General features: G+C 74.2%; 16 protein-coding genes. 7 read left to right on the top strand and 9 right to left on the bottom strand.

All coding sequences use genetic code 11. The features are described 5' to 3' along the window. Window positions 1-194 precede the first annotated feature (194 nt). Entirely contained in the window at window positions 195-4010 is a 3816-nt protein-coding gene (locus QC029_RS07445; RefSeq protein ID WP_279554719.1) for an ABC transporter ATP-binding protein, read from the top strand. A gap of 260 nt (window positions 4011-4270) precedes the next feature. Here QC029_RS07445 and QC029_RS07440 read toward each other — a convergent pair whose 3' ends face one another. Next, complete coding sequence (locus QC029_RS07440) at window positions 4271-4786, bottom strand: NUDIX domain-containing protein (protein ID WP_279554665.1); 516 nt, start codon at window positions 4784-4786, stop codon at window positions 4271-4273. 205 nt (window positions 4787-4991) lie between these two features. On the opposite strand from QC029_RS07440, the gene QC029_RS07435 reads away from it, so the two are divergent. Beyond that, a complete protein-coding gene (locus QC029_RS07435) occupies window positions 4992-6407 on the top strand; it encodes a S28 family serine protease (protein WP_279554664.1) in 1416 nt (471 codons plus the stop codon). A 117-nt stretch (window positions 6408-6524) separates the two neighbouring features. Here QC029_RS07435 and QC029_RS07430 read toward each other — a convergent pair whose 3' ends face one another. Further along, window positions 6525-7649 carry a LacI family DNA-binding transcriptional regulator gene (locus tag QC029_RS07430; protein ID WP_279554663.1) on the bottom strand — a complete coding sequence of 375 codons (1125 nt, stop codon included), beginning with the start codon at window positions 7647-7649 and terminating at the stop codon, window positions 6525-6527. 105 nt (window positions 7650-7754) lie between these two features. On the opposite strand from QC029_RS07430, the gene QC029_RS07425 reads away from it, so the two are divergent. From QC029_RS07425 to QC029_RS07415, 3 genes are read left to right on the top strand one after another with little or no spacing between them, the layout of a single operon-like run. Further along, window positions 7755-8912, top strand: a complete 1158-nt coding sequence (locus QC029_RS07425) for a Gfo/Idh/MocA family protein (protein WP_279554662.1) — start codon at window positions 7755-7757, stop codon at window positions 8910-8912. Continuing rightward, window positions 8909-10078 carry a dihydrodipicolinate synthase family protein gene (locus tag QC029_RS07420; protein ID WP_279554661.1) on the top strand — a complete coding sequence of 390 codons (1170 nt, stop codon included), beginning with the start codon at window positions 8909-8911 and terminating at the stop codon, window positions 10076-10078. Before QC029_RS07425 ends, QC029_RS07420 begins: the two co-directional genes overlap by 4 nt. Continuing rightward, window positions 10075-10932, top strand: a complete 858-nt coding sequence (locus QC029_RS07415) for a sugar phosphate isomerase/epimerase (protein ID WP_279554660.1) — start codon at window positions 10075-10077, stop codon at window positions 10930-10932. The genes QC029_RS07420 and QC029_RS07415 overlap by 4 nt, the downstream gene beginning before the upstream one ends. Before the next feature lie 92 nt (window positions 10933-11024). Here the strand turns inward: QC029_RS07415 and QC029_RS07410 are convergent, their stop codons facing one another. Both QC029_RS07410 and QC029_RS07405 read right to left on the bottom strand, forming a co-directional pair. Next, window positions 11025-11237 carry a hypothetical protein gene (locus QC029_RS07410; RefSeq protein WP_279554659.1) on the bottom strand — a complete coding sequence of 71 codons (213 nt, stop codon included), beginning with the start codon at window positions 11235-11237 and terminating at the stop codon, window positions 11025-11027. Window positions 11238-11539: 302 nt separating this feature from the next. Next, a complete protein-coding gene (locus QC029_RS07405; protein WP_279554657.1) occupies window positions 11540-12499 on the bottom strand; it encodes a ribokinase in 960 nt (319 codons plus the stop codon). Window positions 12500-12729: 230 nt separating this feature from the next. Between QC029_RS07405 and QC029_RS07400 the strand changes: the two genes are divergently transcribed. Further along, the gene (locus QC029_RS07400) at window positions 12730-14955 is read left to right on the top strand and encodes an ATP-dependent RecD-like DNA helicase (protein ID WP_279554656.1); all 2226 of its coding nucleotides are present in this window, start codon (window positions 12730-12732) and stop codon (window positions 14953-14955) included. Between the two features lie 132 nt (window positions 14956-15087). Beyond that, on the top strand, window positions 15088-16392 hold the full coding sequence (locus QC029_RS07395) for a citrate synthase (RefSeq protein ID WP_279554655.1): 1305 nt from the start codon (window positions 15088-15090) through the stop codon (window positions 16390-16392). Window positions 16393-17067: 675 nt separating this feature from the next. Here QC029_RS07395 and QC029_RS07390 read toward each other — a convergent pair. The 5 genes from QC029_RS07390 to QC029_RS07370 all read right to left on the bottom strand — a co-directional run bounded on the left by QC029_RS07390 (window position 17068) and on the right by QC029_RS07370 (window position 22379). Further along, window positions 17068-17538 carry a lasso peptide biosynthesis B2 protein gene (locus QC029_RS07390; RefSeq protein ID WP_279554654.1) on the bottom strand — a complete coding sequence of 157 codons (471 nt, stop codon included), beginning with the start codon at window positions 17536-17538 and terminating at the stop codon, window positions 17068-17070. Beyond that, the gene (locus QC029_RS07385) at window positions 17535-17786 is read right to left on the bottom strand and encodes a lasso peptide biosynthesis PqqD family chaperone (protein ID WP_279554653.1); all 252 of its coding nucleotides are present in this window, start codon (window positions 17784-17786) and stop codon (window positions 17535-17537) included. The genes QC029_RS07390 and QC029_RS07385 overlap by 4 nt, the downstream gene beginning before the upstream one ends. After that, on the bottom strand, window positions 17783-19681 hold the full coding sequence (locus tag QC029_RS07380) for an asparagine synthase-related protein (RefSeq protein ID WP_279554652.1): 1899 nt from the start codon (window positions 19679-19681) through the stop codon (window positions 17783-17785). Before QC029_RS07380 ends, QC029_RS07385 begins: the two co-directional genes overlap by 4 nt. Before the next feature lie 16 nt (window positions 19682-19697). Beyond that, entirely contained in the window at window positions 19698-19820 is a 123-nt protein-coding gene (locus tag QC029_RS07375) for a keywimysin-related RiPP (RefSeq protein WP_279554651.1), read from the bottom strand. Window positions 19821-20078: 258 nt separating this feature from the next. Next, a complete protein-coding gene (locus QC029_RS07370) occupies window positions 20079-22379 on the bottom strand; it encodes a cation-translocating P-type ATPase (RefSeq protein WP_279554650.1) in 2301 nt (766 codons plus the stop codon). Between the last annotated feature and the right edge of the window lie 27 nt (window positions 22380-22406).

Raw genomic sequence — 22406 nt, 5'->3', positions numbered from 1 at the left:
TTCCGCTCCACCGGGATGAAATGCGCGCCTCCGCGCGTTGGATCACTGCGGTAGTGGACACACAGGGCGACACGCGGTCGCACACGGCGACGCACGGTCAGCGGGAGGTAACCGGAGTGGCGGGCACGGAAGCGGGGGAGACCGGGAAAACCGGGGAGGCCGGGGGGACCGCGGACGCGCCGCGGCCGGGCTGGATACGGCGGCTGACCGCGTACTGCTGGCGGTACCGCCGCAACGTGCTGCTGTCGCTGGGCGCCTCGCTCGCCGGCATGGCCGTGATGGCCCTCGTCCCCCTCGTCACCAAGGTGGTCATCGACGACATCATCATCGGAGGGGACGGAGGGGGAGGAGAGGGCGGCGGGCTCGGGCTGTGGATCGGCCTGCTGGTCGCCGCGGCGGTCGCGGTGTACGGGCTGACGTACGTGCGCCGCTTCTACGGCGGCAGACTCGCGCTCGACGTCCAGCACGACCTGCGCACCGAGATGTACGAGTCCATCACCCGCCTCGACGGGCGGCGGCAGGACGAGCTCTCCACCGGCCAGGTCGTCGGGCGGGCCACCAGCGACCTCCAGCTCATCCAGGGCCTGCTGTTCATGACGCCGATGATGATCGGCAACGTGCTGCTCTTCGTCATCTCGCTGATCGTGATGGTCGCCCTCTCCCCCCTGCTGACGCTGGTGGCGCTGGCCATCGCGCCCGCCCTGTGGTTCATCGCGCGGCGCAGCCGCGACCGGCTCTTCCCGGCCACCTGGTACGCCCAGGCGCAGGCCGGCGCCGTGGCCGGGGTGGTGGACGGGGCCGTCACCGGCGTGCGCGTGGTCAAGGGCTTCGGGCAGGAGGAGCAGGAGACCGGCAAGCTGCGCTCGGTCAGCCGCGAGCTGTTCGCCGCCCGGCTGCGCACGGTGAGGCTCAACGCGCTCTACACGCCCGCCCTCCAGGCCGTGCCCGCCCTCGGGCAGGTCGCGATGCTCGCCTTCGGCGGCTGGATGGCCACCCGCGGCCAGATCACCCTGGGCACCTTCGTCGCCTTCTCCACCTACCTCGCCCAGCTCGTCGGGCCGGTGCGGATGCTGACCACGATGCTGACGGTCGGCCAGCAGGCGCGGGCGGGCGTCGAGCGCGTCCTGGAGCTGATCGACGCCGAGCCGGGCATCCGCGAGAGCGAGGACGCCCGCGAGCTGCCCGCCGACGCCCCCGCCACCGTCGAGTTCGACCGCGTGAGTTTCTCCTACGACACCCGGCCCGGGGCGCGGCCCGTCCTGGAGGACTTCTCGCTGAGCATCTCGCCGGGCGAGACCGTCGCCGTCGTCGGCACCTCCGGCAGCGGCAAGTCCACCGTCTCGCTGCTGCTGCCGCGCTTCTACGACGTGACCGAGGGCGCGGTGCGCGTCGGCGGCCACGACGTGCGCGAGCTGACCCTCGACTCGCTGCGCGCGGCCATCGGCCTGGTCCCGGAGAACAGCTTCCTGTTCTCCGACACCGTCCGCGCCAACATCGCCTACGGGCGGCCCGACGCCACCGACGAGCAGGTGCGGGCGGCGGCGCGCGCCGCCCAGGCCGACGGCTTCATCTCCGAGCTGCCCGACGGCTACGACACCGCCGTCGGCGAGCAGGGCCTGACCCTCTCCGGCGGCCAGCGCCAGCGCATGGCCCTGGCCCGGGCGATCCTCGCCGACCCCCGGCTGCTCGTCCTGGACGACGCCACCTCCGCCGTGGACGCCCGTGTGGAGCACGAGATCCACGAGGCGCTGCGCGGCGTGATGGCCGGCCGCACCACCCTGCTGATCGCCCACCGCCGCTCCACCCTCTCCCTGGCCGACCGCATCGCCGTCCTCGACGGCGGGCGGCTGGTGGACGTCGGCACCGACGCCGAGCTCCAGGAGCGCTGCGAGCTGTACCGGCGGCTGCTCAGCGACCCCGACGAACTCGGCGGCGTCGAACGCGACCCGGCCGGGCAGGCCGCGGCTGCGGTGAGGGAGTCGGGGAGGGAGCCGGAGAGGGAAGAAGCCGACGGCCGGACCGACGGCATCACCCCCGGTCTGTGGATCCGGGAGGGCGACGCCGAGGGGAGCGCGGGCGCCGCCGGGACCACCCCCGGTTCGCCCGCGCCCGCCCCCGCCGGCGGCGGCGGGGGACCGGGCTTCGCCGGCGCCCTCGCCGGGGTCCCGGCCACCCCGGACATGCTCGACAAGGTCGCCGCCCTGCCGCCGGCCACCGACTCCCCCGACGTCGACGAGGAGCGCGCCGCGGCCGCCGAGTCCGCGTACGGGCTGCGGCACCTGCTGCGCGGCTTCCGCGCTCCGCTGCTGCTGAGCCTGCTGCTGGTCGTGATCGACGCCACCGCGGGCCTGCTCCTGCCCGTCCTCGTCCGGCACGGCATCGACGAGGGCGTCCAGCAGACCGCGCTCGGCGCGGTCTGGGCCGCCTCCGCGCTGGCGCTGCTGGTCGTCCTCGCCCAGTGGGCCGCGCAGATCGCCGAGACCCGCGCCATCGGCCGCACCGGCGAGCGGATCCTCTACACCCTCCGCGTCAAGATCTTCGCCCAGCTCCAGCGCCTCGGGCTCGACTACTACGAGCGCGAGCTGACCGGGAAGATCATGACCCGGATGACCACCGACGTGGACGCCCTGACGACCTTCCTCCAGACCGGGCTGGTCCAGGCGATCGTCGCGGTGCTGACCTTCTTCGGCATCATGGTCGCCCTCGTCGTCATCGACGCGGGCCTGGCACTGGTGGTCCTGGCGACCCTGCCGCCGCTGGTGATCGGCACCGTCTTCTTCCGCCGGCAGAGCCTGAAGGCGTACGAGCTGGCGCGCGAGCGCGTCAGCGGCGTCAACGCCGGCCTCCAGGAGGGCGTCGCGGGCCTGCGGATCGTGCAGGCGTTCCGCCGCGAGCGCCGCGACGCGCGCCGCTTCACCGAGCTCAGCGACGGCTACCGCCAGGCGCGCATCCGGGGCCAGTGGCTGATCTCGGTCTACTTCCCCTTCATCCAGTTCCTCGCCTCCCTGGCCACCGCCGCCGTGCTGATCGTCGGCGCGAACCGGGTGGGCGGCGGCACGCTGACGGCGGGCGCGCTGGTGGCGTACCTGCTCTACATCGAGCTGTTCTTCGCCCCCGTGCAGCAGCTCTCGCAGGTCTTCGACGGCTACCAGCAGGCGGTCGTCTCGCTCGGCCGCGTCCAGGAGCTGCTGCGCGAGCCGACGACGACGCCGAGGCCCGAGCGTCCGCGCGCGGTGGGCGAGCTGCGCGGCGAGATCGTCTTCGAGGACGTCCACTTCCGGTACGGCACCGCGGACGGCGGCGCGGACGGTGAGGAGGCGCTGTCCGGCATCGACCTGACGATCCCCGCCGGGCAGACGGTCGCCTTCGTCGGCGAGACGGGCGCGGGCAAGTCCACGCTGGTGAAGCTGGTCGCCCGGTTCTACGACCCGACCTCGGGCGCCGTCCGCGTGGACGGGACGGACCTGCGCGAGCTCGACCTGACCGGCTACCGCCACCGGCTCGGCGTGGTGCCGCAGGAGTCGTACCTCTTCGAGGGCACGGTGCGCGACGCCATCGCCTACGGCCGTCCCGACGCCACCGACGCGGAGGTGGAGGCGGCGGCGCGGGCGGTCGGCGCGCACGACATGATCGCCACGCTCTCCGGCGGCTATCTGCACCCGGTGGCCGAGAAGGGGCGCAACCTCTCGGCCGGGCAGCGGCAGCTGATCGCGCTGGCCCGCGCCGAACTGGTGCGTCCCGACATCCTGCTGCTGGACGAGGCCACCGCCGCGCTCGACCTGGCCACGGAGGCACTGGTCAACCAGGCCACCGACCGCCTCGCGGTCCGCCGCACCACCCTGGTCGTCGCCCACCGCCTCACCACGGCCGCCCGCGCGGACCGGGTGGTGGTCCTGGACCACGGCCGGGTGGTGGAGGACGGCACCCACGCCGAACTGCTGGAGCGCGACGGGCGGTACGCGCAACTGTGGCGCACCTACGCGGGCGTGCCCGCGGGCGCCGCGGCGTGAGCGGGACGGCGCCTCCCCCTTCGCCGAGCGCCTGAGCGCCCCCCTCCGTCTGAGCGCGCCCCCTTCCCCGGGGGCGCGCTCAGCGGCGGTCGCGCGGGTGGTCGCGGGCCGTGCGCTCGTCGCCGCGCCGGTGGTCCCCCGCCCACCGGACCGTCACCGGCCGCGGACCGCCCGGCTCCTTCCCGGGGCGGCCCCCGCCGGCGAGGCCGGCGAGGCCGCTGAGCACGGGCGCGGGCGCGGGCGCGGGAAGACCGTACGGGTCAGGGGCGGCAGAGCGCGGCCAGGTACTCGTCCACCGTCTGCACCAGGCCGCCCTCCAGCGGTTCGTCGCCCTCCCGCCAGTGGACGGCGGCGATCTCCTCGCTGGGCTCGAACGGCACCGGTCCGTCCGCCTCGGCGGTGAACAGGGCGCCGTACAGCACCCGGCGCTCGGGGCCGAGCGCGGTCCGGGCGAAGCCGGCGAACCGCAGCCGCTCCGGCGCCACGTCCTGGCCGGTCTCCTCCCGCAGTTCGCGCACGGCCGCCTGCCGGGGCGTCTCGCCGGGCTCGATCCGGCCGCCCGGCAGCTCCCAGCAGTCGCGTCCGCGCACCCGCACCATCAGCAGCCGCCCCCCGTGCCACAGGGCCACCAGGACGTAGCCCACGCGCGCGTCGCCGAAGCCCGCCCCCTCGGGTTCCCGGTGGAAGCCCAGCAGTTCCATCCCCAGCGGCCCGCGGGCCAGCGGTTCCGGCCGCCCGGCCGGTCCGTCCGTGGTGTGCGTCGCGGCGTCGGTCATACCGGCGAGCGTACGCCCGCGGCGGTGCCCGCGGCACGGGGCCGGGAGCGGCCGGCGGGCCGCCGGGGGAGGGGCCGCCGAGCCGTGCGCCCGGTCCGCGGCGCCGTCCGCGGTCCTCGGCGTCCGGGCCAACCAGGTCTGGCGGGGCGGGCGTTGCGCCGGATAGGTTCGCGGCGTTCACGGACAAGCCCAGGGGAGGGCATACATGCGCAAGGCGCTCAGAGCGCTGCTGACCCTGCTGGTGCTCATCGGCACCGTCAGTGTCGGCAGCGCGTCGGCGGGGGCCGCCACCGCGGCCGGGACCGACGTCAGGGACCGCATCCTCGCGATACCGGGGATGAGCCTCATCGAGGAGAAGCCGGTCGAGGGTTACCGCTTCTTCGTGCTGGGCTACCGTCAGCCCGTCGACCACCGCAAGCCCTGGGAGGGAACCTTCCAGCAGCGTCTGACGGTGCTGCACAGGGGCGAGGACCGGCCCACCGTCTTCTACACCTCCGGCTACGGGCTGAACACCAACCCGGCGCGCAGCGAGCCGACGCGGATGACCGACGGCAACCAGGTCTCCATGGAGTACCGCTTCTTCACCCCGTCGCGGCCCCAGCCCGCCGACTGGTCCAAGCTCGACATCTGGCAGGCGGCCAGCGACCAGCACCGCATCTTCCGCGCACTGCACCGGATCTACGACGAGGAGTGGATCTCCACCGGCGGCAGCAAGGGCGGCATGACGGCCACGTACTACCGCCGCTTCTACCCCCGCGACATGGACGGCACGGTCGCCTACGTCGCGCCCAACGACGTGAACAACCAGGAGGACTCGGCCTACGACGAGTTCTTCGCCACCGTCTCCACCGCCGAGTGCCGCGACCGCCTGAACACCGTGCAGCGCGAGGTCTTCGTGCGCCGCGACGAGATCGTGGCCCGCTACGAGGCGTGGGCGAAGCGGGAGGGCTACACCTTCGAGACCGTCGGCAGCGCCGACAAGGCCTTCGAGAACGTCGGCCTGGACCTGGTGTGGGCCTGGTGGCAGTACGGCTCCGAGTCCGACTGCGGCGAGGTGCCCCCGGCGACCGCGACCACCGACGAGCTGTACGCCTTCGTCGACGAGGTGGCGGGCTTCTCCTTCTACACCGACCAGGGCCTGGAGTACTACACGCCGTACTACTACCAGGCGGGCACCCAGCTCGGCGCGCCGGAGTTCGCCACCCCGCACCTGGACGGGCTGCTGCGCTACCCGGGCATCTACGACCCGCGCTCCTACGTCCCGCGCTCCATCCCGATGAGCTTCGACAGGAAGGCGATGCGCGACATCGACAAGTGGGTCCGCACGGACGCCGAGCGGATGCTGTTCGTCTACGGCGAGAACGACCCGTGGGGAGCGGAGCCCTTCCGCCTGGGCCGCGGCAGTGAGGACTCCCACGTCTTCACCGCGCCCGGCGCCAACCACGGCGCGAACATCGCCCAGCTCGAGGAGGACGACCGGGCCGTCGCCACCGGCGCCCTGATGCGGTGGGCCGGTCTGGACGCCGGCGCGTCGGCGAAGCGGAAGGCGGCGCCGCTCGCGCCGTACGACGCGAAGCTGGACAGGGCCGACAAGGCCGACAGGCGGATGCTGCGCCCGTAGGGCGCCCGTCCGCGGGCACGGTGGGCGCGACCGGATCGCCGGTCGCGCCCACCGGTGCGTTCGGGGGCGGTCCCCCTCCCGGAGCCCTCCCGCCCCCCGGAGCCCTCCCGAAGGGCGTCAGCCGGCGCGCGGGGTCCTCGTCGAGGAGCGGACCATCAGCTCGGTGCGGACGGTCGCCACGCCGCCGGGGGGCGCGGACTCCCGGCCCAGCGCCAGCCGTCCGGCGCGGGCGCCCGCCTCGTGGAGGGGGATGCGGACGGTGGTCAGGGAGGGGGACGCGTCCGCGCTGAACGGCAGGTCGTCGAAGCCCGCCACGGACACGTCCTCGGGGATGCGCAGGCCCTGGTCGCGCAGGGCGGCGCAGACGCCGAGGGCGACGGTGTCGTTGGCGGCCAGCACGGCCGTCAGGTCCGGTTCGCGGCGCAGCAGTTCCAGGGTGCCGTCGTAGCCGGAGGAGCGGTCGTACGCGCCGTGCACGGTCAGGCGCCCGGCGTCCGCGAGCAGGTCGTGGCCGTGATCGCGGCCGTGGTCGGCCAGCGCCGCCCGGTGGCCCTCCAGGCGGTGCCGGGTGGTGGTGCGCTCGGCCGGGCCCGCGACGTAGCCGATGCGGCGGTGGCCGAGGGCGAGGAGGTGCTCGGTCAGCCGGCGGGCGCCGCCGCGGTTGTCGAAGGCCACGGTGAGCGGCTCCCCGAGGCTCTTCCCGCCGTCCCCGTCCCCACCCCCGGGCCCGTCTCCGTCTCCGTCCCCGGCAGCCTCCGGCAGCGGCGGCCTGCCGCACAGCACCACCCGGGTGCCGGCCGCGGCCAGCCGGCGCAGCCGGGCGGCCAGCGCCCCGACGTGCTCGGGGTCCTCCACCGCGCTGCCGGTGAGGACGACGGCGGCGGCGCGCTGGCGCTGGAGGAGCGTGAGGTAGGTCAGCTCACGCTCGGGGGAGCCGCCGGTGTTGCACACCACCGCCAGCTTCCCGCCGGCCTTCTCCGGTTCCATCTCCGACTGGACGGCGCTTGCCATGATCCCGAAGAACGGGTCGGCGATGTCGTTGACGAGGACGCCGACGAGGTCGGAGGTGGCGGCGGCCAGGGAGCTGGCCGGCCCGTTCACGACGTACTCCAGCTCCTCCACCGCGCGCAGCACCCGGCTGCGGGTGGCTCCCGCCACCGGATAGTTGCCGCTCAGCACGCGCGAGACGGTGGCCGCCGAGACCCCTGCCCGGGCCGCCACATCCGCCAGCGTCACTGCCATTCCGTCCTCCGGTGCGGTTCTCGTCTGCGGGTCTTGTCGTGGGTGCTGTGGGCAGGCTAGCTTGCCCTGAGATAGAAAGCGCTTTCTAAAGCGAGAGGGAAGCTCATGACACGCAGGGTCGTACGGATCGCCATGAACGGCGTCACCGGCCGGATGGGGTACCGCCAGCACCTGGTCCGCTCCATCCTCGCCATCCGCGAGCAGGGCGGACTGGAGCTCGGCGACGGCGACGTGCTGTGGCCCGAGCCGGTCCTCGTCGGGCGCCGCGAGCACGCGCTGAAGGCCCTCGCCGAGCGCCACGGCCTCGATCCCGCCGCCGTGAGCTGCGACCTCGACGCCGTCCTGGCCGACGAGAGCGTCGAGATCTACTTCGACGCCCAGGTCACCTCCGCCCGCGAGGCCGCCATCCGCAAGGCGATCGCCGCGGGCAAGCACGTCTACACCGAGAAGCCCACCGCCACCGGCCTGGAGGGGGCCCTGGACCTGGCCCGGCTCGCCCGCGACGCGGGCGTCAAGCACGGCGTGGTGCAGGACAAGCTCTTTCTGCCGGGCCTGCTGAAGCTCAAGCGGCTGATCGACGGCGGCTTCTTCGGCCGGATCCTGTCGGTGCGCGGCGAGTTCGGCTACTGGGTCTTCGAGGGCGACTGGCAGCCCGCCCAGCGCCCCTCGTGGAACTACCGGGCCGAGGACGGCGGCGGCATCGTCGTCGACATGTTCCCGCACTGGGAGTACGTGCTCCACGAGCTGTTCGGCCCGGTGCGCACCGTTCAGGCGGCCACCGCCACCCACGTCCCGCAGCGCTGGGACGAGCAGGGCAAGCCGTACGCCGCCACCGCCGACGACGCCGCCTACGGGATCTTCCAGCTCGACGGCGGGATCGTCGCCCAGATCAACTCCTCCTGGACCGTGCGGGTCAACCGCGACGAGCTGGTGGAGTTCCAGGTCGACGGCACCGAGGGCTCGGCCGTCGCGGGCCTGCGCACCTGCCGCGTCCAGCACCGCTCGGCCACCCCGAAGCCGGTGTGGAACCCCGACCTGCCGGTGACCGAGTCCTTCCGCGACCAGTGGCAGGAGGTCCCGGACAACGACGTGTTCGACAACGGGTTCAAGGCGCAGTGGGAGCTGTTCCTGCGCCATGTGGCGCTGGACGAGCCGTACACCTGGGACCTGCTGGCCGGCGCCCGCGGCGTCCAGCTCGCCGAGCTGGGCCTGGCCTCGGCCGCCGAGGGCCGCCGCCTCGACGTACCGGAGCTGAGCCTGTGATCCGCCTGCCCGACGCCTCCGGCGTCCTGCGCGAGTACGCCCCCCGCACCGAGCCCGCGGTGCCCGCCGCCGGAGGTCCGCCGCTGGTCTCCCGCACGGTGTTCTCCGCCGCCCACGTCGTCGCCGACCCGTTCGCGGACGTGACGCCCGACGGCCCGGCCGCCGTGGACTGGGACGCCACGCTCGCCTTCCGCCGCCATCTGTGGTCCCACGGACTCGGGGTCGCCGAGGCCATGGACACCGCCCAGCGCGGCATGGGCCTGGACTGGCCCTCCGCCGCCGAGCTGATCCGCCGCTCCGCCGCGGAGGCCGCCGCCTGCGGGGGCCGCATCGCCTGCGGGGTGGGCACCGACCAGCTCACCGGACCCGCCGCCTCCCTGGACGAGGTCCGCGCCGCGTACGAGGAGCAGCTCGCCGTGGTGGAGGAGGCCGGCGCCCAGGCGATCGTGATGGCCTCCCGCGCGACGGCCGCCCTCGCCCGCGGCCCCGAGGAGTACGTGGAGCTCTACGGGCACCTGCTGCGCCAGGCCTCCGAGCCGGTGATCCTGCACTGGCTCGGCCCGATGTTCGACCCGGCGCTCACCGGCTACTGGGGCAGCCGGGACCTGGACGCCGCCACCGAGACCTTCCTCGCCGTCATCGCCGAGCACCCCGACAAGGTCGACGGGGTGAAGATCTCGCTGCTGGACGCGCGCCGCGAGGTCGAGCTGCGCCGCAGGCTCCCGGACGGGGTGCGCTGCTACACCGGCGACGACTTCAACTACCCCGAGCTGATCGCCGGCGAGGAGTCCGGGGCGGGAGGGCGCTTCAGCCACGCCCTGCTCGGCATCTTCGACCCCCTGGCGCCGCTGGCCGCCGAGGCCGTGCGGGTGCTGGACACCGGCGATCCGGCGGGCTTCCGCAAGCTGCTGGACCCGACCGTCGGGCTCTCCCGGCACCTGTTCGAGGCCCCCACCCGCTACTACAAGACCGGCGTGGTGTTCCTCGCCTGGCTGGCCGGGCACCAGGAGCACTTCGCCATGGTCGGCGGCCTGCAGTCCGCGCGTTCGCTGCCGCACCTGGCACGGGCGTACGAACTGGCCGACTCCCTGGGGCTCTTCCCCGACCCGGCGCTGGCCGAGTCGCGGATGCGGCACCTGCTGGCGGTGTACGGGGTGGCGGCATGACGCTCTCCGCCGGGTCCTCCGGGGCCGCCGGGTCCGACCGCCTCTCCATCAACCAGGAGACCGTCAAGCAGCTCTCCCTGCCCGAACTGGTCAGGGCGTGCGAGGAGTCGGACATCGGCGGCGTCGGGCTGTGGCGCGCGCCCGTCCAGCGGTACGGGGTGGAGGCCACCGCCCGCCTGGTGCGGGACGCGGGCCTGACCGTCACCAGCCTGTGCCGCGGCGGCTTCCTCACCGCCACCGACCCCGCCGCGCGCCGCGAGGCGCTCGACGACAACCGGGCGGCGGTCGACGAGGCGGCCGGGGTCGGCACCGACACCCTGGTCCTGGTCTCCGGCGGCCTGCCGGACGGCGACCGCGACCTGAACGGCGCCCGCGAGCGGATCGCCGACGCGCTGGCCGAGCTGGCCCCCTACGCGGCCGACCGCGGGGTACGACTGGCCATCGAGCCGCTGCACCCGATGTTCGCCTCGGACCGCTGCGTCGTCTCCACCCTCGGGCAGGCCCTCGACCTGGCCGAGCGCTTCCCGGCCGAGCAGGTCGGCGTGGTCGTGGACACGTACCACGTCTGGTGGGACGACCGGGCGCCCGCGCAGATCGACCGGGCGGGCGGGAGCGGCCGGATCGCCGCCTTCCAGCTCGCCGACTGGTGCACCCCGCTGCCGGCGGGCGTGCTGCTGGGGCGCGGGCAGCTCGGGGACGGCTCGGTCGACTTCCGCTACTGGCGGGACCGCGTCGTGGCGGCCGGCTACACCGGCTGGACCGAGGTGGAGATCTTCAACGAGGCCCTGTGGGCCCGCGACGGCCGCGAGGCCCTCGCGGAGACGGCGGAGCGCTTCCGCGCCCACGTCCTGTAGGGGCCGCGAGACGGGCGCGGTCCGCCCATGTCGCGCCGCGGACCGCGCCGGGCCGCCGTCGCCTCCCGCACGAACGGGAGGCGACGGCGGCGTCACCGCGCGCTGCCGCGGTCCTGCTCGGCACCTTCCTCGCCCTTGCCGCCCTCGGCCTGCGAGGGCGTCGCGGCCGGACCGGCCTTCTCCGCCCCGCCGGCCCCCTCCGAGGCGGCCTCGGCCGCGTGCCGTTCGCTCAGCCCGCGCGACTGGTCCACACCTTCCTCGTCGTCCCGGTCGCCCTCGGCCTGGGATGGCGTCCACCCGCTCATGCGCCGTCTCCTCACTCTGTCGCTCCGGTCCGCCGGGGGCCTTCCGGAATCCCGGCGGAAGCCCTTGCCGGGTACCCGGAACCGCGCCGATTCCACCCGGGAACGCCTCGCGGGAAGTCCGGCGAAAAAATCATGTTCCGCCGTGCAACCCTTCCGCCCCGCCGCGGGTCATAGCTGTTGTCGGTCGAACCGGGGAGGAACGACGGGGGAGGGCGAGACCGACGGGGGGACACGAGGGGCCGGGCCGCGCAGGCCGGGCCCCTCGTAACGTCCCGCCCGCTCCCGCCGCCGCGGATCCGGTGTCACGGCCCCGGCGGGGCCGGCAGCTCGTCCCCCGTGGGGAACGCGGCCTGCGCGCCGGGCCGGGTGACCGCCGCGGCCCCGACCCGCACCGCGAGGCGCACGGCCTCCTCCAGCCCGTCGCCGCGGGCCAGCCGCCAGGCCAGGGCGCCGGTGAAGGCGTCGCCCGCGCCCGTGGTGTCCACCGCCTCCACCGCCGGACTCGGCACGCGGACGGTCCCGCCGGGGCCCGACAGCAGCGCTCCGGAGGCCCCCAGGGTCACCACCACGCTGCGCGGGCCGCGCTCCAGCAGCGCCGCCGCCCAGGTCCCGGGGTCCTCCGGCACCGGCTCCCCGGCCAGCAGGAGGCGCGCCTCGTGCTCGTTGACGACCAGCGGGTCGCAGGCGGCCAGCACGTCGCCGGGCAGCGCGGCGGGCGGCGAGGGGTTGAGCACGACCCGGGTGCCGGTCCCGACCGCGGCCCGCACCACCGCCGCGACGGTCTGCGGCGGCACCTCCAGCTGGAGGGAGACCACCGCGGCGCCGGCCAGCACCGCGCGGGCGGCGACCGCGTCGGCGGGGGTGAGGCGGGCGTTGGCGCCGGGCGAGACGACGATGGTGTTGCCGCCGGACGGGTCCACCGCGATCAGGGCGACCCCGGTGGGGGCCCCGCCGACGAGCACGGGCGCGGTGTCCACGCCCGCGCCCCGCAGCGAGTCCAGCAGCATCCGGCCGTACGCGTCGTCGCCGACCCGGGCCAGCAGCGCCGTGCGCGCGCCGAGCCGGGCGGCGGCGACCGCCTGGTTGGCGCCCTTGCCGCCGGGGTGGACCGCGAGGTCGGAGCCGAGCACGGTCTCGCCGGGCGCGGGATGGCGGTCGACGGCGGTCACCAGATCGGCGTTGGCGGATCCGACGACCAGCAGGTCGTGGCCCGATGGAGCCCGCGTACGCGGCGCGCCCTCCCCGTCTCCGCTCCTCGTCACGGCCGCACTCCGTTTCCTCGTGTTTCCTCGCGTTTCCTTGCGTTGCCGGGCTCTCCCGGGTGTTGCCCCGTGTTGCCGCGCATCTCCGGGCGTCCCCACGCGTCCCCGCGTGCTCCTCATGCCCCTCGCCCGCACGGCAAGCGCTTGATACCCGATCGTGACCCCGTTCGGCCACCCCGCGGACGGCGGGGGATGTCCGGTTGTCAGTCTCCGGAGTTACCGTCTGTGACATGTCGTTCCAACCCGCCGTGCTCGAGGGGGTCCTCGAGCGCATCACCTACGCCAACGAGGAAAACGGCTACACGGTTGCCCGCGTCGACACCGGACGCGGCGGCGGCGAGCTGCTCACCGTCGTCGGCTCGCTGCTGGGCGCGCAGGTGGGGGAGTCGCTGCGGATGGAGGGCCGCTGGGGCTCGCACCCGCAGTACGGCCGCCAGTTCACCGTGGAGAACTACACGACGGTGCTGCCGGCCACCGTCCAGGGCATCCGGCGCTACCTGGGCTCCGGCCTGATCAAGGGCATCGGCCCGAAGATCGCCGAGCGGATCGTGGAGCACTTCGGCCTGGAGACGCTGGAGGTCATCGAGACGGCTCCGGAGCGGCTGATCGAGGTGCCCGGGCTCGGCCCGAAGCGGACGAAGCTGATCGGCGCGGCGTGGGAGGAGCAGAAGGCGATCAAGGAGGTGATGGTCTTCCTCCAGGGGGTGGGGGTGTCCACCTCGATCGCGGTGCGCATCTACAAGAAGTACGGCGACGCCTCGATCTCGGTGGTGCGGAACCAGCCCTACCGGCTGGCCGCCGACGTGTGGGGCATCGGCTTCCTCACCGCCGACCGCATCGCCCAGGCCGTCGGCATCCCGCACGACAGCCCCGACCGGGTGAAGGCCGGGATCCAGTACGCGCTGTCGCAGTCGGCCGACCAGGGGCACTGCTACCTGCCGGAGGAGCGGCTGATCGCCGACACCGTGAAGCTGCTCCAGGTGGACACCGGCCTGGTCATCGACTGCCTGGGCGAGCTGGCGGGCGAGGAGGAGGGGGTGGTGCGCGAACAGGTCCCCCATCCGGAGGACCCGGCCGAGAAGGTCTCGGCGGTCTACCTGGTGCCCTTCCACCGGGCCGAGCTGTCCCTGTCGGCCCAGCTGCTACGCCTGCTGCGCACCGGGGAGGACCGCCTCCCGGCCTTCCGGGACGTGGACTGGGACGCGGCCCTGTCCTGGCTGGCCGGGCGCACCGGCGCCGAGCTGGCCCCCGAGCAGCGGGACGCGGTGAGGCTGGCGCTGACGGAGAAGGTGGCGGTGCTCACCGGCGGGCCGGGCTGCGGCAAGTCCTTCACCGTGCGGTCGGTGGTCGAGCTGGCCCGGGCCAAGCGGGCGAAGGTGGTGCTGGCCGCGCCCACCGGCCGGGCGGCCAAGCGGCTGTCGGAGCTGACCGGCGCCGAGGCCTCCACCGTCCACCGGCTGCTGGAGCTCAAGCCCGGCGGGGACGCCGCGTACGACCGGGAGCGGCCGCTGGACGCCGACCTGGTGGTGGTCGACGAGGCGTCCATGCTGGACCTGCTGCTGGCCAACAAGCTGATCAAGGCCGTGGCGCCCGGCGCCCACCTGCTGCTGGTGGGGGACGTGGACCAGCTTCCGTCGGTGGGCGCGGGCGAGGTGCTGCGCGACCTGCTCGCCGAGGGCAGCCCGGTCCCGGCGGTGCGGCTGACGCGGATCTTCCGCCAGGCCCAGCAGTCCGGCGTGGTCACCAACGCCCACCGCATCAACTCCGGGGTCCCGCCGATCACCCAGGGCCTGTCGGACTTCTTCCTCTTCGTCGAGGACGACACCGAGGAGGCCGGCCGGCTCACCGTCGACGTGGCGGCCCGGCGCATCCCCGCGAAGTTCGGCCTCGACCCGCGCCGCGACGTGCAGGTGCTGGCGCCGATGCACCGCGGGCCGGCCGGCGCGGGCACGCTGAACGGGCTGCTCCAGCAGGCCATCACCCCCGCCCGGCCCGACCTTCCGGAAAAGCGCTTCGGCGGGCGGGTTTTCCGGGTGGGCGACAAGGTCACTCAGATCCGCAACAACTACGAGAAGGGGGCCAACGGGGTCTTCAACGGCACGGTGGGCGTGGTCACCGCCCTGGACCCGGACGACCAGCGGCTGACCGTGCGCACCGACGAGGACGAGGAGGTCGGCTACGACTTCGACGAACTGGACGAGCTCGCGCACGCCTACGCGGTGACCATCCACCGCTCCCAGGGCAGTGAGTATCCGGCGGTGGTCGTCCCGGTCACCACCGGGGCCTGGATGATGCTCCAGCGCAACCTGCTCTACACGGCCGTGACGAGGGCGAAGCGCCTCGTGGTGCTGGTGGGCTCGCGCAGGGCCCTGGGCCAGGCCGTACGGACGGTCTCCGCGGGGCGCCGCTGCACCGCCCTGGACCACCGATTGCGCGGCACGCCACACCCCGCGTAACTTTCCGGAGGCACTCCGTGCCACCTGATGGCCCACTGGGCGACCCCGAGTGCACCGCACCGCACCGGATGGGAGACAGTGGGAGGAGGACAGGGCACTCGAAGATGAGGCACTACGTCGGTGAGGGATGACGTGAGCGAACACCGTGAAAGCGACGGCGCAGTAGTACTGCGGTACGGGGACGGCGAGTACAGCTTCCCGCTGGTCGACAGCACTGTCGGTGACAGTGGGTTCGACATCTCCAAGCTGCGGGCCCAGACCGGTCTGGTGACCCTGGACTCCGGTTACGGCAACACCGCCGCGTACAAGTCGGCGATCACCTTTCTCGACGGCGAGAAGGGCGTCCTCCGCTACCGCGGGTACCCGATCGAGCAGCTCGCCGAGCACGGCACGTTCCTCGAGACGGCGTACCTCCTGATCAACGGGGAGCTGCCCACCGTCGACCAGCTGGCCGACTTCCGGAACGAGATCACCCAGCACACCCTGCTCCACGAGGACGTCAAACGGTTCTACGACGGCTTCCCGCGGGACGCCCATCCGATGGCGATGCTGTCCTCCGTGGTCAGCGCGCTGTCCACCTTCTACCAGGACAGCCACAACCCCTTCGACGAGCAGCAGCGGCACCTCTCCACCATCCGCCTGCTCGCCAAGCTGCCCACCATCGCGGCGTACGCCTACAAGAAGTCGGTCGGCCACCCGGTGGTCTACCCGCGCAACGACCTGGGCTACGTCGAGAACTTCCTGCGCATGACCTTCTCGGTCCCGGCCGAGGAGTACGAGCTCAACCCGGTCGTGTCCAACGCCCTGGACAAGCTGCTCATCCTGCACGCGGACCACGAGCAGAACTGCTCGACCTCCACCGTGCGCCTGGTCGGCTCCTCCCAGGCGAACATGTTCGCCTCCATCTCCGCCGGCATCAGCGCCCTGTGGGGCCCCCTGCACGGCGGCGCCAACCAGTCGGTGCTGGAGATGCTGGAGCGCATCCGGGCCGAGGGCGGCGACGTCGACACCTTCATCCGCCGGGTGAAGAACAAGGAGGACGGCGTCCGCCTGATGGGCTTCGGCCACCGCGTCTACAAGAGCTTCGACCCCCGGGCGAAGATCATCAAGGCGGCGGCGCACGACGTCCTCTCGGCGCTCGGCAAGTCCGACGAGCTGCTGGACATCGCGCTGAAGCTGGAGGAGCACGCGCTGGCCGACGACTACTTCGTCGAGCGCAACCTCTACCCGAACGTCGACTTCTACACCGGTCTGATCTACCGGGCCATGGGCTTCCCGACCACCATGTTCACCGTGCTGTTCGCGCTCGGCCGCCTTCCCGGCTGGATCGCCCAGTGGCACGAGATGATCAAGGAGCCGGGCTCCCGCATCGGGCGTCCGCGCCAGATCTACACCGGCGTCGTCGAGCGCGACTACGTCCCGGTGGAGCAGCGCTGAGCGCCTAGCCGCCGTCGGCGCGCCCCACGCCGCGCGCCCCGCGCCGCTCGTCCGGTTCCGCGCAGGCCCCGCTCCGCACCTCCTGGATGCGGAGCGGGGCCTTCCGTATGCGCCCGGGGTGGAGGAGCGGTGGAGGGGGCGTGGAGGGAGAGTGACGCAGCTCACACGAATCGAGGGGTAACCATCCGGCTGTCTCGTGTGTCTTATGAGGTGGCGTCGGTACTCCGGCGGAGCCGCCGCCGCCCGCCGTGTTCGTCTGTGGGGGACGGGGACGGCGGTCCGCAGGCGATGTGCCCCGGGGGAGCTTGAGCGGCCCTCCCGCCCGCACACCGCCCGGCAGGCACCCGGCCAGGATCCCGTGGGGGGAGTCCATGACCGGGAAAGGGAAGCGCCCCGTCGACGGGCCCGTGGGGGGACTCGTCGTCCGGGGCGCTTCTGCCGTGCGGGCCCGCGTCACCGCCGTTCCCCCGGATTCCCGCCCGCCTCCCGCGCGCCCCGGAGCGTGCCGGAGGAGCCCTCCGGGCGTACGAGGCGGGGGCCGGTCCGCCACGAGCCGCGCGGCGGCGGGCCGGTGCGCGACGGCCGGGGCGGCGGTCCCGGCGGACGGCACGCCGGCGCCGCGCGCCGAACCTCCGCGTCCGTGGCCCGCGGGGCGGCCGGGGCGGCGGGGAGGGGCTACCGCCCGGTCCGGACTCCCCCGCCCCCGCCGGACTCACTTCCGGAGCCGCCGGCCCCTTCGCACACCGTGACCGTCATGAGCGGCCGGAGGTCCTCCCCCCGCTGCTCGCCGACCGCCCTGCCGTCGGCCCGCACCCAGGCGTGCGGCGAGAAGGGCGGGGCGCCGCGCACGCCCACGCACCAGTCGGGCCACAGGCCCGACATCCGGCAGACCAGGGCGATCGCGATGGAGCGGGGCAGGCAGCCGTACCAGCCGGCGCACCTGCGGCTGCCGGCGACCACCGCCTCGTACACCCGGAGCGTCTCGTCGTACCCGGCGGGGCGGGCGCCGCGGCTGACGCGGGTCAGCACCCGGCGCAGCCGTCCCGGGCGCAGCCGGCTCAGGACGAGGGCCGCGGCGACGGCGGAGCGCAGCCGGAGCCCGCCGGGGCCGGAACCCCGGCGGGGCATGGTCATCTCGGTGGTCACGGCGTGACGATCTCCGCCTCGACGAGACGGCGGGTCAGCTCCTCGACGTCCGCCTCGGCCTCGGCGCGCTCGACGTCGAACTCCTCCAGCAGCCGTTCGACGGCGGCCCGCCGGCCCCGCCCCTCGGCCAGCGCGTTCACCACGACGGCGCCGCACTCGTTCAACTGCCAGTAGGTGCCGCTGCGTTCGTCGAGCAGTACGGCGCCGTACTCGGTGGCGGTGATGGCCACACCCCGTCTGAGCTTCATGAGACCGCCTCGTTCCTCTCGGACTTCCCGGAACCGCGCTGGTTCCCCCCGGTCGGCCGGTCGGCCGGCCAGGCGTCCTCGGCCGTCCGCAGCCAGGTCTCGCAGGACACCGTCGAGTCGATCGGGTGCCGCTGGAGGACGGGCGAGAACGGATCGTCGGCCAGCCGCTCGAGCCGCCCGGCGTCGACGAGCCCGCGCCGGGCGAGGAGGGAACCGCTCCACAGCGCGCGCAGGTCGGCGGAGTGCTCGCGCAGCCCCTGGACGTCGTCGGCGGCCATGTGGTCCTTGGTGGTCCGGGCCAGCAGGCGGGCGGGCACCACCTCGCGCATGGCCTCCACCAGCAGCGGCTTGTACCGCCAGGGGACCACCCGGTCCTCGACGCGGACGGAGAGGACCGCCTCGACCACCCGGTCGTCGTAGAACGGCGCGGCCACGGGGAGGCCGACGGTGACCCCCACGTCCTCCAGGGACTGGAAGACGCGGGCGCCCAGCCGCACCGTGTCGATGTCCATGTGCCGCCCGGGGCGGGGGCTCAGCGGCTCGGCGTGCTCGGCCGCCGAGCGGAACTCCCCGAGGATCAGCGCCCGGGCGTCCTCGGTGAACCAGGGCCGCATCGTCTGCCGCATCCCCCAGGAGAGCAGCGGGACGCGGCCGTCGGACGGGGGCTCGGGCGTCACGGCGCCGGCCAGCCAGCCGGCGAACGAGGGACGCGCGAGCAGGCCGCGCAGGGTCGGCCACAGCGGCCAGCCGAGCTGGTGCCGCAGCGCGCCGATCCGGCTCCACGCCTTCAGCGGGCTGCCCGGAAGCAGGTCCTGGCACGCCGCCGGCAGGCCGTTGAAGAGCTCGTCGCCGCCGTAGCCGGTGAGGTGGTACCGCGAGCCCGCGGCGGCCGCGCGGGCGATCAGCAGCTCCGCCCGGGCCCGGGCGGGGGCCACGGGGAAGGGCTCGTCGAGCAGTTCGCGGGCGTTCCCCCGCAGGTCCGCGTAGAACAGCGGGACGTCGCCGGCCGGGACGACCCGGTGCTCGACCGTCCGCGCGGCGCCCCGCCGGGCGTCCTCCGCCCCCCGGCGGGCCCACATCTCGTCCTCCGCGTGGGCGTCCCGCGCGGCGGCGGTCAGCAGCACCGTCTCCCGGTCGCCCGCCTGCCGGGCGAGGAAGGCGACGGAGGTGGAGTCCAGTCCGCCGGAGAGCTCGCAGCTGATCCGGGTGTGCCCCGCGAGATGGGCGCGGACGGAGTCCGCGAGGGCGGCGGCGAGGAGGGGAGCGCCCCGGTCCGCGCCGAGCTCCGGCTCGGGCGGGTGCCACCAGCGCCACACGGTGTGCCCGGGGCCGCCGGCGCGGAGGCTGAGCGCGTACGCCGGGTCGACCTCCTCCAGGCCGCCCCACACCGGGCGGTGCCGCAGCGGGTGCGGGACGGTGTCCAGCAGGCGCAGGGCGAGCGCGCCGTCGTCGATCCCCGCCCCGGTGAGGTGGGCCAGGACCGCCGGCCGGTCGGAGACGAGGCGCCCGCCGGCGTACCGGGCGTGGTAGACGCGCCGGTGCCCGGACGCCGTGCCCCGGACGCAGACCTCCCCGTCCAGCCGGGAGACGACGTGGTGGATCCCGGGCAGCCGCGCCAGCCGCCGGTGGAGGTCGGCGGTGTCGCGGGCCGGGTCCAGGATCCCGGAGAGCACGGTGCCGGGGACGCCGGCCGGGCCGATCAGCACGAGGGAGTCGCCGCCGCGCGTGGCCCGGCTGACCTGCCGGAAGGGCAGGCGGTGGACGATCCAGGGACGTCCGGAGGGGTGGAGGACGGCCCGCAGGTCCTCCGCCTCCGAGCGAAGACGCCCGGCCACGGCCTGGCCTTCGGCCGTGTCCGGGAGGACCGCGAAGAAGTCACGCAGGTGACCGGGCACCTTCGGTCCCCGCCGTTCAGATGATCCGGCGGGCGAAGTACTCCTTGTACGAGCCGACGAAGTAGCCCGCGGTCTTCTTGCGGAAGCTGCCCTGGTTGAAGAGGGCGGGCTTCACATAGGTCTTCTTCTGCTTCTTCATGTCGTGCGCACTCTCCTCTGCCGACAGAACAGCCGTGTACTGCTGCGAACGTTCGCGGTGGAACGGCTGTTGCTGGAGTGACGGACGGGATCACATTCACAGCCAGCCAGAGGCCCTGCAACGCACTTTTGCGCCATCTTCTTTCACGTCACGAACACATATATTTGCCAAAGAAACTATTTCGCGCTCATGCGATCATCCGGTTGTCCCATTCGATCACCGGGCTCTCCGGCGGGTGGCGGGACAACCGGACGGCGGTCAGCGGAAGGTGCGCAGGCGGAGGCTGTTGGTGACGACGAAGACGGAGGAGAAGGCCATCGCCGCGCCGGCGATCATCGGGTTGAGGAGTCCGGCGGCGGCCAGGGGGAGGGCGGCGACGTTGTAGCCGAAGGCCCAGAAGAGGTTGGACTTGATGGTGCCCAGGGTGCGGCGTGCGAGGCGGATGGCGTCCGCGGCGGTTCGCAGGTCGCCCCGGACCAGGGTGAGGTCGGCGGCCTCGATGGCCGCGTCCGTGCCCGTGCCCATGGCGAGGCCGAGGTCGGCCTGGGCGAGGGCGGCGGCGTCGTTGACGCCGTCGCCGATCATGGCGACGCTGCGGCCCTCGGTCTGGAGGCGTTTGACGGCGTTCACCTTGTCCTCGGGCATGACCTCGGCGATGACCTGGTCGCCGGGGAGGTTCAGGCCGATCTCGTGGGCCACCGCCTGGGCCACCGCTTGGTTGTCGCCGGTCAGCAGTACCGGGGTGAGTCCCAGGGCGCGCAGGTCGCGGACGGCCTCGGCGCTGGTCTCCTTCACCGCGTCGGCCACCGTCAGCAGCCCCCGCACCTCGCCGTCCCAGGCGACGGCGACCGCCGTACGGCCCTCCGCCTCCGCGGCGGCCCGGGCCCCGGCCAGCCCCGCGGGGAGTTCGAGGGACTCCTCCGCGAGCAGCCTCTCCCGGCCGGCCAGCACCTTGCGGCCCTCCACGACACCCCGCACGCCGAGTCCGGCGACGCCCGCGAAGTCCTCCACGGCGGGCAGGGCGCCGACCTTCTCGGCGGCGCCCGCCGCGATCGCCCGGGCGACGGGGTGCTCGGAGGCGTGCTCCAGGGCGCCGGCCAGGCGCAGCAGCTCGGCCTCGTCCACGCCCTCGGCGGCGACGACCTCCCGCAGCTCCATCCGGCCGGTGGTGACGGTGCCGGTCTTGTCCAGGACGACGGTGTCCACGCGCCGGGTGGACTCCAGCACCTCCGGCCCCTTGATGAGGATGCCGAGCTGGGCGCCGCGTCCGGTGCCGACCATCAGCGCGGTGGGGGTGGCCAGGCCCAGGGCGCAGGGGCAGGCGATGATCAGTACGGCCACGGCGGCGGTGAAGGCGGCGGCCGTCCCCTCGCCGCTGCCGAGCCAGAAGCCGAGCGTGCCCAGCGAGATCAGCAGCACCACCGGCACGAAGACGGCCGAGACCCGGTCGGCGAGCCGCTGCACCTCGGCCTTGCCGCTCTGCGCGTCCTCGACCAGCCTGGCCATCCGGGCGAGCTGGGTGTCGGAGCCGACGCGGGTGGCCTCGACGACCAGCCGTCCGGAGGTGTTGACGGTCGCGCCGGTCACCGCGTCGCCCACCGAGACGTCCACCGGCACCGACTCGCCGGTCAGCATCGAGGCGTCCACGGCCGAGGAGCCCTCCACGACGGTGCCGTCGGTGGCGATCTTCTCGCCGGGGCGGACCACGAAGCGCGTCCCGGCCTTCAGCTCGGAGACGGGGAGCGGCTCCTCGCGGCCTCCCTCGCGCAGGACGGTGACCTCCTTGGCGCCCAGTTCCAGCAGGGCGCGCAGCGCCGCGCCGGCACTCCGCTTGGAACGGGCCTCGAGGTAGCGGCCGAGCAGGATGAACGTGGTCACCCCGGCCGCGACCTCCAGGTAGAGGGCGGAGGCGGCGTCGGCGCGGGAGACGGTCAGCTCGAAGCCGTGCCGCATGCCCGGCATTCCGGCGTCGCCCAGGAACAGCGCCCACAGCGACCAGCCGAAGGCGGCGGCCGTGCCCAGCGACACCAGGGTGTCCATGGTGGCCGCGCCGTGCCGGGCGTTGGTCCATGCCGCGCGGTGGAAGGGCAGCGCGCCCCAGACCACGACGGGCGCCGCGAGGGTCAGGGAGAGCCACTGCCAGTTGTCGAACTGGAGCGCCGGGACCATCGACAGCAGCACGACCGGCACCGACAGCGCCAGGGAGACGAGGAGGCGCTGCCTCAGCGACGCCGGGTCGCGGTCGCCCCCGGTCTCCCCGGTCCCGGCCGTGCCCGCGCCCGTACCGCCCTCCGGCCGCGCGGGGGCGGGCGGCGGGGGGAGCTGGGCGGTGTAGCCGGTCTTCTCGACCGTGGCGATCAGGTCGTCGACGGTCACGCCCTCGCCGAAGGCGACCCTGGCCTTCTCGGTGGCGTAGTTGACGGTGGCGCTCACCCCGTCCATGCGGTTGAGCTTCTTCTCGACACGGGCGGCGCAGGAGGCGCAGGTCATGCCGCCGATGGCGAGTTCGACCTCGGCGGCGGGCGCCTGCGCCCCGGTGGGCGTCGTCGTACTGGACATGCTGTCTCCCGGACGGGGGCCGGACCG

Origin of the sequence: Streptomyces sp. DH37 (assembly GCF_029813835.1) — a bacterium.
Lineage (GTDB): Bacteria > Actinomycetota > Actinomycetes > Streptomycetales > Streptomycetaceae > Streptomyces.
This window is presented reverse-complemented; position numbering and strand designations above follow the sequence as displayed.

Coding starts and splice junctions, on each gene's coding strand:
- QC029_RS07440 (WP_279554665.1), bottom strand. CDS start 4,786: ATGACCGACGCCGCGACGCACACCACGGACGGACCGGCCGGGCGGCCG.
- QC029_RS07435 (WP_279554664.1), top strand. CDS start 4,992: ATGCGCAAGGCGCTCAGAGCGCTGCTGACCCTGCTGGTGCTCATCGGC.
- QC029_RS07430 (WP_279554663.1), bottom strand. CDS start 7,649: ATGGCAGTGACGCTGGCGGATGTGGCGGCCCGGGCAGGGGTCTCGGCG.
- QC029_RS07425 (WP_279554662.1), top strand. CDS start 7,755: ATGACACGCAGGGTCGTACGGATCGCCATGAACGGCGTCACCGGCCGG.
- QC029_RS07415 (WP_279554660.1), top strand. CDS start 10,075: ATGACGCTCTCCGCCGGGTCCTCCGGGGCCGCCGGGTCCGACCGCCTC.
- QC029_RS07410 (WP_279554659.1), bottom strand. CDS start 11,237: ATGAGCGGGTGGACGCCATCCCAGGCCGAGGGCGACCGGGACGACGAG.
- QC029_RS07400 (WP_279554656.1), top strand. CDS start 12,730: ATGTCGTTCCAACCCGCCGTGCTCGAGGGGGTCCTCGAGCGCATCACC.
- QC029_RS07385 (WP_279554653.1), bottom strand. CDS start 17,786: ATGAAGCTCAGACGGGGTGTGGCCATCACCGCCACCGAGTACGGCGCC.
- QC029_RS07375 (WP_279554651.1), bottom strand. CDS start 19,820: ATGAAGAAGCAGAAGAAGACCTATGTGAAGCCCGCCCTCTTCAACCAG.
- QC029_RS07370 (WP_279554650.1), bottom strand. CDS start 22,379: ATGTCCAGTACGACGACGCCCACCGGGGCGCAGGCGCCCGCCGCCGAG.